10 protein-coding genes are annotated in these 13,664 nt (G+C 62.3%); all 10 read right to left on the bottom strand.

Annotated features, from left to right (window positions below):
• Positions 1–15: 15 nt before the first annotated feature.
• Positions 16–1,017 carry a serine/threonine-protein kinase gene (locus tag M9827_RS12320; protein WP_250605647.1) on the bottom strand — a complete coding sequence of 334 codons (1,002 nt, stop codon included), beginning with the start codon at positions 1,015–1,017 and terminating at the stop codon, positions 16–18.
• The gene (locus tag M9827_RS12315; protein ID WP_007920303.1) at positions 1,014–1,742 is read right to left on the bottom strand and encodes a PP2C family protein-serine/threonine phosphatase; all 729 of its coding nucleotides are present in this window, start codon (positions 1,740–1,742) and stop codon (positions 1,014–1,016) included. The genes M9827_RS12320 and M9827_RS12315 overlap by 4 nt, the downstream gene beginning before the upstream one ends.
• Positions 1,742–5,281, bottom strand: a complete 3,540-nt coding sequence (tssM, locus tag M9827_RS12310; protein WP_250605646.1) for a type VI secretion system membrane subunit TssM — start codon at positions 5,279–5,281, stop codon at positions 1,742–1,744. Before tssM ends, M9827_RS12315 begins: the two co-directional genes overlap by 1 nt.
• Positions 5,282–5,294: 13 nt before the next feature.
• On the bottom strand, positions 5,295–6,170 hold the full coding sequence (gene icmH, locus M9827_RS12305; RefSeq protein WP_007920301.1) for a type IVB secretion system protein IcmH/DotU: 876 nt from the start codon (positions 6,168–6,170) through the stop codon (positions 5,295–5,297).
• 5 nt (positions 6,171–6,175) lie between these two features.
• Complete coding sequence (gene tssK / locus M9827_RS12300) at positions 6,176–7,507, bottom strand: type VI secretion system baseplate subunit TssK (protein WP_064389585.1); 1,332 nt, start codon at positions 7,505–7,507, stop codon at positions 6,176–6,178.
• A 2-nt stretch (positions 7,508–7,509) separates the two neighbouring features.
• Positions 7,510–8,010, bottom strand: a complete 501-nt coding sequence (tssJ, locus tag M9827_RS12295) for a type VI secretion system lipoprotein TssJ (RefSeq protein ID WP_007920299.1) — start codon at positions 8,008–8,010, stop codon at positions 7,510–7,512.
• Between the two features lie 5 nt (positions 8,011–8,015).
• Positions 8,016–9,212, bottom strand: coding sequence for a type VI secretion system-associated FHA domain protein TagH (tagH, locus tag M9827_RS12290; protein WP_250605645.1), 1,197 nt, complete (start codon positions 9,210–9,212; stop codon positions 8,016–8,018).
• An 18-nt stretch (positions 9,213–9,230) separates the two neighbouring features.
• Positions 9,231–9,371 carry a hypothetical protein gene (locus tag M9827_RS12285; protein WP_003229566.1) on the bottom strand — a complete coding sequence of 47 codons (141 nt, stop codon included), beginning with the start codon at positions 9,369–9,371 and terminating at the stop codon, positions 9,231–9,233.
• 93 nt (positions 9,372–9,464) lie between these two features.
• The gene (locus tag M9827_RS12280) at positions 9,465–10,985 is read right to left on the bottom strand and encodes a sigma-54 interaction domain-containing protein (RefSeq protein WP_250605644.1); all 1,521 of its coding nucleotides are present in this window, start codon (positions 10,983–10,985) and stop codon (positions 9,465–9,467) included.
• Positions 10,986–10,995: 10 nt separating this feature from the next.
• Complete coding sequence (tssH, locus tag M9827_RS12275; RefSeq protein WP_250605643.1) at positions 10,996–13,653, bottom strand: type VI secretion system ATPase TssH; 2,658 nt, start codon at positions 13,651–13,653, stop codon at positions 10,996–10,998.
• Positions 13,654–13,664: the final 11 nt, after the last annotated feature.

Genomic DNA, 13,664 nt, shown 5'->3' with positions numbered 1-13,664 from the left:
TTCGAATGTCATCCGTTACGCCCGAAGTCGCAACCGTTGCAGCCAGGACGAAGTGGCGCCCAAGGCGTCACGCAATTGTTGGGCAGTGATGGTGCGTTCTGCCGGGTCGAAGCTCAGCGCGGTTCGCAGCGCTGGCCAGCCGTGTTTCGGTAAATTCGCCGGGGCTTGCAGCTCAAGCTCCAGGTGCTCGTCGCGGGCCTGGGTCGAGGGCAAGCGGCGGAACGGGTGTTTACCGCCCGCCAGTTCATAGATCACGCAGGCCACGCCGTACACGTCCGCGCTGGCCGACAATGGTTGGCCCTCAAGCAGTTCGGGGGCGGCGTAGCCCGGGGTCCAGGCGTTGAAGCGTTCGCGGCTCAGGTGCGGCAGGCCGGGCAACACGCCCTCCTCTGCCTGACCGAGACCGAAGTCGAACAAGCGCAAGCCATCTTCGCTGAGCATGACGTTGCTCGGTTTCATGTCACCGTGCAGCACGCCGCGACCGTGGGCGTAGGCCAGCGTGTCGAGCAGCGGCAGGACGATGTCGCGCAGTTCTTGCCACGGCAGGCCGAGGGGCCGCTCGCAGAGCAATTTGTCCAGGGTCAGGCCACGCATGTATTCCATGGTGATGAAGGCCCGCTGGCAGTCGGTGTCGACTTCAAAGGTGTGTGCACGCACGACGTTGTCGTGGCGCAGGCGTCGGGTCAGGGCGAACTCGCTGTAGAGCAAGGCACTGGCGTCCGGCGATTCGGCAAATTCTTCGCTGAGGATTTTCAGCGCGATGTAAGGGTCGGGATCGCCGAACTGTTCGTGCAGCAGATCCCGCGCCCGGTAAACGGCGCCCATGCCACCGGCCCCGAGCAGACGCTCGAGGTGGTAGCGACCGGCGAGTACATCCGGCAGTGCTCCGATGCTGGCCTTGGTCGGCGCCAGCAACGGCTCTGCTTTGTTTTCCTTGGCGAAGGCGAAGTAGGTCAGGTTGTTGGCCTGTTCTTCGCTCATCAGCAAGTCATCGATGGGTGATTCGATTTTGGTCATTGGCGGATCACCACGGCTGTCAGGTTGTCGCGCGCGGCGCCACGCAGGGCGCCGTCGAACAAACGTTCCAGCGCCACGTGCGGCGCGCTGAGGCTGAGGGCGTTGCCGAGGGCATCGCTGCTCAGGCCTTGATACAAACCATCGCTGCAGAGCAAAAACGCATCGCCCGGATAGACCTCGAGTTCCAGTACATCCAGGGTCAGTGTTTCGGCCGCGCCAACAGCTCGGGTCAAGGCCTGAGCCGCTGGGTGCGCTGCCGCTTGTTCGACGCTCATTTGCTGTTCGTCGATCAATTGCTGCTGCAACGAATGATCCTTGGACAGCTGATACAGCCGCTGCCCGCGCCACATGTAGCAACGGCTGTCGCCGGCCCAGATGCAGGCCGCGCGATTGCCTTCCACCAGCAGCGCCACAACGGTGCTGCCCATGATGCTGTCGTGACGGCCGGCGGTGACGGTCAACTCCTGCCCCAAACGCCGGTTCAGCCAGTGCAGGCACTGGCGAATGGCTTTGAGGCGTTCGTCGAAGTCTTCGTGTTGCGGCAGTTCAGCCAGGCTGGCGACGATCAACTGGCTGGCGATGTCGCCCCCCTGATGACCGCCCATGCCGTCCGCGACCACCCACAGCCCCTGCTGTGGCGAGTCGAGGAAGGCATCTTCGTTGCGCGCCCGCACCTTGCCCGGGTCGGTACGCGCCGCGCTGCGCCAGGCACTGGCCACCAGCATCAGAGCTGCACCGGCATACGGAAGGTGCGCAGCACGCCCATGTCGAACGGGTTCGGTGTGCGCTGGCTGGTCAGCAGGTAGTTGGCGCGCAGGCCACCTACGTCGGCTTTGAGCACCAGCACGTCGCGACCGGTCAGGTACTCGGTCTGCATCAGGTCGAACAGACGGAACAGCGACCATGGGCCGGAGTTCTTCTCGATACCGATCGGACGACCGGCCATTTTGTCCATGACCAGACTGGTGCGACCGTCTTCAGCATCGGTCGGCCATTTGAACGACATTGGCAGGATCGGACCGTGGCGGTATTCCATGGTCTTGTCGCCGAACTTGAACTCGGAACGGCTGACCGCCGGATCGAGGGTGTACGGCTCAAGCTTGAACTGCACGGTCGGCTCGGCCGGGTTGATCGAGAAGAAGCTCTGACGAATCGTCAGCGCCGCCGCCATCTGGTCGAGATACATCTTCGATACCGGCAGGCTGTGACCGTCGACGCTGCGCATCCGGTAGTTACCCGGATCACCGCTGACGAACGGACGCAGGTAGCTGTCGAAGAAGCGGTCGACGGTGCCTTGAGCGCGGAAGAACTCGCGGAAATCGCTGATCGCCACGTCGCTGGTGCTGCTGGCGCTGAACGGGTAACGCTTGCTGATGGTTTTGCCATACACGCTGTACAGCTCGTTCTGATAACGACCGTTCAGGTATTGGTAGGCATCGTTGAGCACCAGACGCCAGGAGTCTTCGGCCAGCACGTTGAACCACACGCTGAGCGGACGCGGCAGACGGCTAGACGCATTGCGCAGGTTGGTCAGCGCATCACGCTGGCCGCTCATGCGGGTTTTCGCCATTTCGAACGCGGCTTGTTCCGGCGTGCTGGAACGGGCCAGACCGGCCAGTTGCAGTTGCAGGTCGTTGAGCGCGCTCAGTGCAGGGGTCAGATCTGCAGCCGGGCCGTTGTTGTCATCGAGCAAACGATGCAGCGGTTCGAAGCGACGTTGCAGCGATTTCTTCGCGGTGTCTGGCAGGGTCTTCGCCACGTTCAGGGCCGAAGCTTTGTCCGCTGCGGCGGCTGCAAGTTTGCCAACCTTACCCAGTTTGCCTTTCTGCCCAGCCAGCGCATCAGCAGCGTCGCCAGCTTCTTCGACAGGGTCTGCAGCAGCCTGGAAGCGCGTGTTCTCGCGTACTTCGGTGAGCAATGCCAGCACCGGCGAGTTGGCCGAGGTCAGACCCGCAAGTTGCTCGGCGCCTTCACCGGCGTCGCTGATCGGCGGCAATGCAACCTGGCCGACGGCTTCACTCCAGTAGTTGGCGTAGTCGCGGAAGTACAGCTGCTCCAGCTCGACCATCAGGCGACGCAAGTCCATGTCGCTGATGCCCGCGCCTTCACCCAGCACCCAGTTGTCACGCAGGATGTCGGTGACCAGCGCCGAACCCTGTACCGAGAAATACTGCTGATAACCGGATTGCGTGTAGAAGCCCGGGATCACGTATTCGGTGCCGATAAACAGCGAGCCTTGTGGGCCGAGGTGTTGGCTGAAACGATAGTCCGGCAGGTTGCGCGCTTGCTCACGGAGCATGCGGTAAACCACGGTGGCCAACGATTCGCTGCGCAGTACCTGACGCGCCTGAGTGACCAACTGGTCGTTCAGCGGGTAGATAAACGGCTGCTTCAGCAGGCGATCGAGGTGCGCATTCAGACCATTCTGTACGGCGGTGTTGCCGGTGTAGCGCGTCGACCAGTCAGTGGCGACCCAGTCCTTGAGCCACGCGGCATCGCGACGGTCTTTCATGTTCAACATCAGGTACGCGCGCAGGCTGTTGAGCAGGCGGTCGCGGTCCTTCATGTTGGCGCGGATCTGCCCTTCGAGCATGGTTGCAACCCGTGGCAGCAGTTGCTTTTCAAGCTCGCGCTCGTAAGCCTCTTTGACCACTGGATTGACGTCTTCGCCCTGATACAGACCGCCACGCTCGTGATACGAAACGTCGCCCTTCTTCGGGAACACCTGGGTCGCGGCGTAGCTGGTGTCGAGGGTTTTCAGTACACCCATGGCGTCGTCACGCGGCGACAATGCCGTGCGTTGCTGCGACCAGTTCTGCGCCAGATTGCGCAGGTTTTCCAGACGCTCGTAGTTCGCCGAGAAACCGCCCGCCCAGAGCATGCCAAACAGTGCCAGCGAGGCCAGTGCGCCGACATACAGCGCACGCTGGCCCCAATGGATGCGGCTGCGTTCACGCTTGTCCAGACCGGCCAGATCGGCTTCGGGGAAAATCACTTGGCTGAACAAGTGATGGATGAACCGCGAACGACCGCTGCGCAGGGTCGGCAGCACGCCGGCGCTCATGCCGAGGCTGGCGCCGATGCCGGCGGTGGTCGCATCCATCTCTTGGGTCAGGTGCGGCGCGCTGGTCAGGTAGAAACCACGCAATTGCGTGGCACGCTGATAACGGTTGCCAGTGAAAGCCATGTCGACGAACAGGCACAGGCGCTCGCCGATCTGCCCCAGTTGATGCGGGAAGTCGAGGATGCGGCCACGGCGCTGAGTGTCGCGCTCGGAGTGCATGCGCATGATCACTTGGCTGTTGAGACGACGCAGCAGTTCTTCGAACTCGTTGCGCAGCACAGCGACGTCAGTGCCGACCTGTTCCTTGCGGAAACTGGTGCCGAGCACTTGATCGCTTTCTTCGCGGGTCAGTTGATCGAAGAACTCGTCGAAGCCCAGCAGCTTGTCAGCCTTGCTCAGGACCAGATACACCGGCACGTCGACGTGCAGTTTCTGATGCACGTCTTGCAGACGGCCGCGAACCTGACGTGCGAGGGTGTCGATGTCCTGCTCACTGCCGCCGAGCAGGGTTTCCACCGGAATGGTCACCAGCACGCCGTTCAATGGACGGCCACGACGACGCTTGCGCAGCAGTTCCAGGAGTGTCGTCCAGGCGCTGCCGTCGACTTCCGCGTCAGGCTGGGTCATGTAGCGCCCGGCGGTGTCGATCAGCACACCATGGTCGGCGAAGTACCAGTCGCAATGGCGGGTGCCGAGGGTATCGCGGGTCAGCTTGCGGTCGATCTTGTTGATCGGGAATTCCAGACCGGAAAAGTCCAGCAGACTGGTCTTGCCCGAGGCCTGCGGACCGATCAGCAGGTACCACGGCAAGTCACTGCGCCAGCGCTCGCTGCGGCCGCGATACAGGCTCGAGGTCTTCAGGGTTTTCAGCGCGTCTTTGAAGCGCGCCTTCAACTCTTTCTGTTCTTCGTCGATCAGCTCTTCGCGACGAATGCGGTCCTGGCCGTCCTCGCTTTCTTCCTCGGCTTTCTTGCGGATACCCGCGCGCCAGCTGACGAAGACCATGGTCAGGCCCCAGATCAGGAACAGCACGCTGATGGTCAGCAGACGCGAGGTCGCGCTCTCCCAGAACTTGTAATCATCAACCGCCAACAACGGGCCGACGAACCACACCAGCAGCGCCACGAACAGCACCAGCAGCAAGGTCCAGACCCAGGTCTGGCGCAGGAAGGCGCCGACTTTCTTGAAAAACTTTTTCATCACACGTCCCTGTTTACGGCTGCGACTGCGGTTGCACCGCGGCCGGATCAAGCGGCTGATAAGGTTGCAGAACGGTGTCGCGCTGCTCGCCCAAGACCCAGGCGAACCCCGAATACATCACCACCAGGCAGACGAGAGTGAACAACACCACCATCCACGCCGGCACGATGCGCACCAGATTGCGACGCTGATCGTTGAGACCTTCCCAATGCGGCGACAACTCGCGCGGCACGTCGCCACGCAACTGACGGATCTGCCGGTACAAGGCGTCACGGATGCCTTCGAGTTCGAGCATGCCGCGCGCCTGTACGCGGTACTTGCCCTCGAAACCGAGGGACAGGCACAGGTACATCAGCTCAAGCATCGGCAGGTGCTTGACCGGGTTCTTCGACAGGCGATCGAGCAACTGGAAGAACTTCTCGCCACCGAAGGTTTCGTTGTGGAAGCTGCTCAGCAGGCTCATCTGCGACCATTCGCTTTCGTTGCCCCACGGCGTGGTCACGACGGCTTCGTCGACCACGGTGCAAAGCACGTAACGCGCGGCCATCACCTGGCTGCTTTCGGCACCGTTATGCAGGGCGCGTACTTCAAACAATTTCAGCCCGGCAGTCAGGCGCTCGTTGAGTGCGTACAAGTCTTCGCGGGTTTCGCTGTGCTTGAGACGCACCACTTCCGAAAGCAGCTCGGACGAGGCGGCGACCAGCGAATTGAGGCTGATGTTGAACGCTTCCGCCGGGCGCAGGCGCGCGGCGTAGATCATGCGCTCTTCCAGTTGCTCGAAACGCGGCGGTGCGGCGAAGTCGGTCAGCGGACTCGATGCCGGTCCGTGGCCTTGACGATCGAGCAGGACGGTTTTGTCGTCCTGGTTGTAATCCGTTTCCTTGATCATGTCGGTCAGTTCCTGATGGCCCAGAATTTCAGTTCAAGCTCGGCGAATTCGCCGGACACGTGGAACGCGAAACCGCCGGAGCGCTCGAGTTGTGCCAGGTCTTCGGAACTGAGTTCGAGGATGAAATAGGTTTTGTTCGAATGGAACGCAATCTGCCGCGGGGCCACCGGCAACGGTTTGACCTTGATCCCCGGCAAGTGCAGGTTGACCAGTTGGCGGATGCGCTCCACCGGGCCGACCTTGAGGTGCGCCGGCAAGCGGTGGCGCAGTTCTTCGGAGTCGCAGTTGGCACTGGCTGCCAGCACGAACGACGCCGAGCCGAGCAGTTTGTGGTCGTGCAACGGCGAGACGATGATGCCGTACTGACGTGCTTGCAGGATCAGTTCGATGGCGTGCTGTTCGAGCACCATCGACAGCACCTGACGAATCGCTTCCATCAGTTTGCGGAAGCTGCCGCCCTGGTCGGCGTGGGAGTAGCGGCTGTCCAGACGCGGGCGTTTGCTCTCGCCGGAGAAGGTCGCCAGATCGCCGAGCATGGTCAGCAGCGTGCGGTACAACTCTTCCGGATGTACCTGTTCCAGACCGAGGTAGTGACGCAGCAGCAGCTCGGTGCGGTTGATCAGTTGCAGCATCATGAAGTCGCCGACTTCGGCACCGCCGACCTTGCCGTTGGAGCGGATGCGCTCGGCGATGGTGTCGCCACGGTGGCTGAGCATGCTGATGACTTCTTTCAGGCACGACAGCAGATAGCTGGAGGCGTGGGCCTGAATGTAGGTCGGCACGAAATCCGGGTCGAGGCTGATCACGCCGTCGGGCGTGGTGTCGAGTACGTCGCAGATCTTCAGCTTCACGTAGGCCTGATCGCTCTGCTGCTCGCCGAGCAACAGTTTGAAGTCCGGGCGACCGCAGCTGACCTGACTGGCGGAATCGTCGCCGGCGTTGGAGTCGGCCACTTCGGCGTCGTACGCGGTGTAACGCGCGAGCACATCGGACTGCTCCGGACGGCGCGACTCGATGTGGTTACCGGTGACCAGTGGCAGCGCCAGGTAGATCGGTGTGTTGCCGGTGTTCGGCGGTACGTCCAGCGCCAGCGGCTCGGTGTTGCCACCGAGTTCGAACAGGCTGCCGTCCGGCAGAATTCCCGAGGCTTCACTGATCACCAGTTTGCCCATGTTGAGGAACTGCAAGTCGATCTCCAGATTGAGGAAACCCCAGGTGTAACCACCCAACAATTGCGTGCGGGTTTTCATCTGGTGATCGTAATAGCGATCGTTGTGCTGGAAGTGCTGCGGACGCAGCAGCATGCCTTCCTGCCAAATGACTTTATGGGTATTCATGATCAGTCATCCGCCTTGGCGAGCACTTGATTGGTGTTGCGGATGCCGGTCTGGTCCAGAGTCAGATCGACTTCGGTGACTTCCAGCGGAGTGATCTGAACGGTGTGGCGCCATTGGGTGTCCGGCAAGTCGCGGTAAGCGGCGAGAACGCCCACATAAAGGCTGCCCTCTTCCACCTTGAGCTTCATCTCCACGGTTTCACCCGGGCGCAGTTCGAGTTCTTCGCTGGCCACCAGATCCGGGTTGAGGGATTCCTTGGCGCGTTCGTACAGGCTGAAGAAATCAGCGTTCTCGAAGGTCACCGGGTGCTTGAGTTCGAACAGGCGCACGACGATCGGCGACGGCCGACCGTTGAGGTCCGGGTTGAGCTGATCGCTGCCGGTCAGCTTCAGGTTGATCTTGGTCACTTTCGAGTACGGCGACAGCGACGAGCAACCGGCGAGCAGCACCAGCACGGTGAGCGCAGTCAGCGTCTTGAAAAAAGCGGTCGAGCGGCGAGACATGCGCATCATCCTTGGTGGTCGGTGTGGAGGGTGGAGATCAGGCGGATCTGTTCTTCGTAAGCCTGGGCGAAGTCGCGGGCCAGCAGACGCTCGCTCCAGTCATCGTCCTGACGCAGCGCCTGGTGATAGCGGCCGAACGCTCTCCAGCGCCCGCCCGATGTCGCGATCAACGGCTTGTTGTCACGTTCGAAACGCAGGGTCAGCTGCTCCGGCGAGAAGTGCTCCAGCGTACCGCGCACTGCGGCGCGGCTGGCAGTCAGCAGCGCCACCTGATGCGCCTGCAGATCGCGGAACGCGCGGGAGATGGCTTGCTCGGCCGGCAGATGGCCGGGCTTGCTTGGCTGCAACAGAATCTGCAGCGCTTCGCTCGGATCGACGGCGAATTTCAGCGGGTTCTTGTTGGTGCCTTGCACGGTGGTCTGGGCCAGACGCAATTCGTTTTTCAGCTCCGAGCGGGTACGCAGGCTCTGCTGCAGACCGCCGATGCTTTGGCGCAGCAAACGCGCCGCGTTCAGCGCCAGGGCTTCGCGTTCGTCGTGGCTGAGGCCTTTGACGTCGACACCCAGCGCCGCACCGAAGTGCTCCCAGAAACCTTCGCTCTGACGCTCAACGGCTTTCGGTGCCGGAGCGGGCTCGGGTTCGGCGGGTGCTGCAATCAGCTCCGGCACCATCAGGCTTTCCATGTCGATGCGCGCGTAGTCGGCACGCTGACGGGAATCCTCAGGCTTGGTGTTCGGCGCCAGCAGTTCGTCGATTTCCGAGTACACACGCTCTTGCTGTTCGAGGGCATTGAGCGGGTCGAGATCGAGGAACGCGTCGTCCGGGATGATGCTGCCGGCAGCGCGCGGACGGCCGACTTCACCGTCGAAGGTCGCCGGGTCGCGCACCAGGCGCGCGCGAATTTCGAAGTCACCCAGCACGTAGGTGCTGCCGTGCTCGATACGCACCGGTTCGCCTTTGTGCAGACGTGCGCCGCTGTCACCATCCTGGACACCGTTGCTGCTGGTGTCGGTGAGGAAAAACGTGCCCTCGCGGTAGCTGACAATCGCGTGGTGATTGGACAGGTGACGCTTGCGGTCAGGGATGATCCAGTCGCAGTCCTCGCCTCGCCCGATTACGCCGCCGGCCTGTTTAAAGGTCTTCTGGCACAACTCGGTGGGCACGAACTGCTTGGTGTTCAGCATTTCGAAAACCAATTCCATGTTTGATGCTCCTTGCGGTCACTTGCCGCGATTGACCGCTTGCGGATCACCCAACGGGCGATAGTCGTTGTCGTTGAATTTGTAATTGCCGCTACAGCCGCCAAGGCCGCATAGAACGACGAGGGTCAGCAGGACAGCGTGCCAGTGACGAACAGACATCAGAGGGTCTCCAGGTGTAGACAAAGCACAAAGCGCCGACCCTTGCGGGCGGCGCTGAAATGGGGTTTTGCGGGAAAATCGAGGATGTTTTGCCTACCCATCGAAATCTCCCAGATTGATATTCAGACGGCCGAGCCGATACAGCAGCGTGCGCCTCGGCAGCCCGAGCTCGCGGGCGGCGAGGGTCTGGTTGCCGTCGTTCTTGCGCAGGCAATCGAGCAACAAAGTGCGTTCGACCTGCTCCAGGCGTTCGCGCAGATTGAGGTGGCTGTTGTCTTCCGGCATCGGCTCCATGCGCAGGGAGAAATGCTCGGCGAGCAACTCGCCGCCTTCGCACAACAGCACTGCGCGCTCGACCAAGGCCTTGAGTTCACGCACGTTGCCGGGGAAGTTGTAGCCGGACAGGTGTTCCAGCGCCGCGCTCGACCAGCGCACCGGATCGCGTTGCAGATACGTGCAGGTCTTCTCGGCGAAGTGCTCGGCCAGTTCAAGGATGTCGCCGTCGCGCTGACGCAGCGCCGGCAGCTCGATCGGGAATTGCGCGAGGCGGTAATACAAGTCCTCGCGGAATTTGCCTTCGCTGACCAGCGTCGACAGATCGCGGTGCGTCGCAGCGATGATGCGTACGTCGATCTTGTGGGTGTCGTTGGAACCCAGCGGACGAATCTCGCCTTCCTGCAACACGCGCAAAATCTTCGCTTGCAACGACAGCGGCATGTCGCCGATCTCGTCGAGCAACAGCGTGCCGCCATTGGCCGCATCGAACAGGCCAGCGCGGTCGCGGTCGGCACCGGTGAAGGCGCCTTTGCGATAGCCGAACAACTCGCTTTCCAGCAGGTTTTCCGGGACCGCCGCGCAGTTCTGCACGATGAACGCCTGGGAACGGCGCGGGCCGCAGTCGTGAATCGCCCGGGCGACGACTTCCTTGCCGGTGCCGGTTTCGCCGCGCAACAGCACGGTGTACGGGCTGTGCAGGACTTTGCTGATCAGCGAATGAGTCTGGCGCATCGCCGCGCTTTTGCCGATCAAGCCATAACCACTGATGCTCGGCACGCTGCGCACAACCGTTGCCGACTCTGCCAACGGCTGACGCAGGCGTTGCAGCAAATGCAATTGGCCGAGCACGAACGAGCCGAGCTGGCCGAGGGAGTCGGCGAAGCCTTGCAGGTGGGTGCGACGACGGCTGGCGCACAGCAGCAGGCCTTCGACAGCCTTGTGCTGATTGACCAGCGGCACACACAGCAGCGACTGCCATGGCGAAGCCGCCGCCGGCAGAAAACTGGTTTCGTGCAGGCTGCCACTCAAGTCGTCGAGGCACACCACGCGGTTCTGGCACAGGGCGAATTGCAGCAGTTGCTCACCGTTGTAATCCGCCGGCAGGCTCGCCGCTTCACGCGGTTGCAACGCGCCGTCGAGGCATTCGGCGTTCATTCCCAGGCACGTGTGGGTCGCGTCGAGCAAATACAGCTGCGTCAATTCGCAACCGCTCAGCTCGGCCAGACCGCGCACGAAGTCACCCAGCAGCGCAGCACCGTCCGCCGCCCGCGACAGACTGGCGAACTGCGCCAGCAACGCTTCGGCATAGACCAATGGCTGCGGCACCTGAGTGAACATCACACCCACCTCAGGCGAACTCGCAGGTCACACTGGCTTCGCCGTCGAGCGTGGCATGCACACGCTTGAGGCTTTCGCCGGTGGCCATGGCGTCGAGCAAGCGGTCAGCCACCAGCGGCAACACGTGTTGGTCGAGCAGATGGTCGATCAGACGTGCGCCGCTTTCGCTCTGCGTGCAACGCTCGGACAGGTGATCGACAAGGCTCTGGCACCAGCTGAAATCCAGCTGACGACGGTTCAGGCGTTCGCCGAGACGACCGAGTTTGATCTCGATCAGCTCGCGCAGCACGGGGCCACCGACCGGGTAGTACGGCACCACTTTCATCCGCGCCAGCAGCGCCGGTTTGAAGTGCTTGCTGAGTACCGGGCGAATGGTTTCTTCGAGGACTTCAGCGGTCGGCCGTGCGCCGTTTTCGCAGAGGTCGCTGATCTTGTCGCTACCGAGGTTCGAGGTCATCAGGATCAGCGTGTTGCGGAAGTCGATCTCGCGACCTTCGCCGTCGTTGGCCACGCCCTTGTCGAAGATTTGGTAGAACAGGTTGAGCACGTCCGGGTCAGCCTTCTCGACTTCATCGAGCAGGACTACCGAATACGGTTTCTGGCGTACGGCTTCGGTGAGCATGCCGCCTTCGCCGTAACCGACGTAGCCTGGCGGTGCACCGATCAGGCGCGAAACAGTGTGCTTCTCCTGGAACTCGGACATGTTGATGGTGGTGATGAAACGATCGCCGCCGTACAGCAGGTCAGCGAGGGCCAGAGCGGTTTCGGTTTTACCGACGCCGCTCGGGCCGACCAGCAAGAACACGCCAACCGGTGCGTCAGGTTTGTTCAGGCCGGCAGCGGTGGCGCGCATCGAGCGATCCAGTGCGTGCACAGCCTGTTCCTGACCACGAATGCGCGTGCGCAGGTCGGTGGCGAAACTGGCGACTTTGGCGTTGTGCTCACGGGCCAGTTGCGCCAATGGCACGCCGGTCCAGGCGCTGATCACTTCGGCGACCAGACGCGGGCACACTTCGAAGCTGACCAGACGCTCTTTGACTTGGGCAGCGGTCAAGGCGCTGTGGGTTTCGTTGAGCTGGGCTTCCAGCGCTTCGACGCTTTGGCCTTCCTCGACCTCGGCAGCGATGGTTTCGATCACGGTGCCTTCGGCGTCTTCTTCAACACTGACGGTCGGCTCGACGGCGGCGGCTTCACGGGCCTTGGCCAGTTGCTGACGCAGTTCCAGCAGGCGCTCAGCCAGTTGCTTTTGCTCAGTCCACAGGGTTTCCAGCGCAACCATTTCAGTTTCGGCTTCGTCCAGACGCGCTTCCAGTGCCTCCAGCGCTTCGTGGTCGATCAGCAGACCGGCCTCGGCATCGCGACGCAGCGCCTGACGCTGACGACCACCTTCGGCCAGTTCGCCACGCAGGCGCTCAAGGCTTTCCGGAGCGGCAGCGAGGCTGATGCGTACGCGGGCGCAAGCGGTGTCGAGCACATCGACGGCTTTGTCCGGCAGTTGCCGACCGGCCAGATAACGTGCGGACAGTTCAGCCGCCGAGACCACCGCGTCATCACGCAGATAGATGCCGTGGCTCTTCTCGTAAACCTGGGCCAGACCACGGAGGATGGTCACCGCTTCGCTGACGGTCGGTTCGTGCAATTGCACCGGTTGGAAACGACGGGCCAACGCCGGGTCTTTCTCGAAGTATTTCTTGTACTCGGCCCAAGTGGTCGCGGCGATGGTGCGCAGTTCGCCACGGGCCAGTGCCGGTTTCAGCAGGTTGGCCGCGTCGGAACCGCCCGCGTTGCCGCCCGCACCGATCAGGGTGTGGGCTTCGTCGATGAACAGAATGATCGGTTTTGGCGAGGCTTTGACTTCGTCGATCACGCCTTTGAGGCGACGCTCGAACTCACCTTTGACGCTGGCACCGGCCTGCAACAGACCCATGTCCAGCGACAGCAGCTCAACGCCTTTGAGCACTTGTGGCACTTCACCGGCGGCGATGCGCGAAGCCAGGCCTTCGACGATAGCCGTCTTACCCACGCCAGCTTCACCGACGACGATCGGGTTGTTCTTGCGGCGACGGGCGAGGATATCGACCATCTGGCGGATCGCGCCGTCACGGCACAGCACCGGGTCGAGTTTGCCGTCGCGGGCCTGTTGGGTCAGGTTGTGGGTGAAGCGCTGCAACAGCGATTCGCCCTGCGCGGCCGGTTTGCCATTGGCCGCCGGTTGCTCCTGTTGCGACAGGGCAAATTCTTTCAGGCGATCGATGTTCAGCTTGGCGAGCAGCGGCTGATAACGGCTGCCGGCGTAGCGCATCGGATTGCGCAGCAGGGCGAGGATCAGCGCCGCGTCTTCGACCTGGGTCTGACCGAGTTCGAGGTTGGCCACCAGCAGCGCATCTTGCAGCCACTGAACCAGTTCCGGGGCAAACACCGGGTTGCGCGATGCACTGTGCTCGACGCGCGATTGCAGCGCGGCGCTGAGTTCACCGGCGTCGACGTCTGCATCCTGCAGGGCACGCGACAGCAAGCCGTTCGGACGCTCGAGAAGGCCGAGCAGCAAGTCTTCGACGAGGATCTTGCTGCCGCCACGGGCCACGCAACGCTCGGCGGAACGTTCCAGATCACGACGGGTTTCGGCGTCCAGCGCCTGGATGAGTTGTTGCAGGTCTACGTTGATCATGGCTCACGTCC

Source organism: Pseudomonas sp. AKS31 (genome assembly GCF_023634765.1).
GTDB lineage: Bacteria > Pseudomonadota > Gammaproteobacteria > Pseudomonadales > Pseudomonadaceae > Aquipseudomonas.
This window is presented reverse-complemented; position numbering and strand designations above follow the sequence as displayed.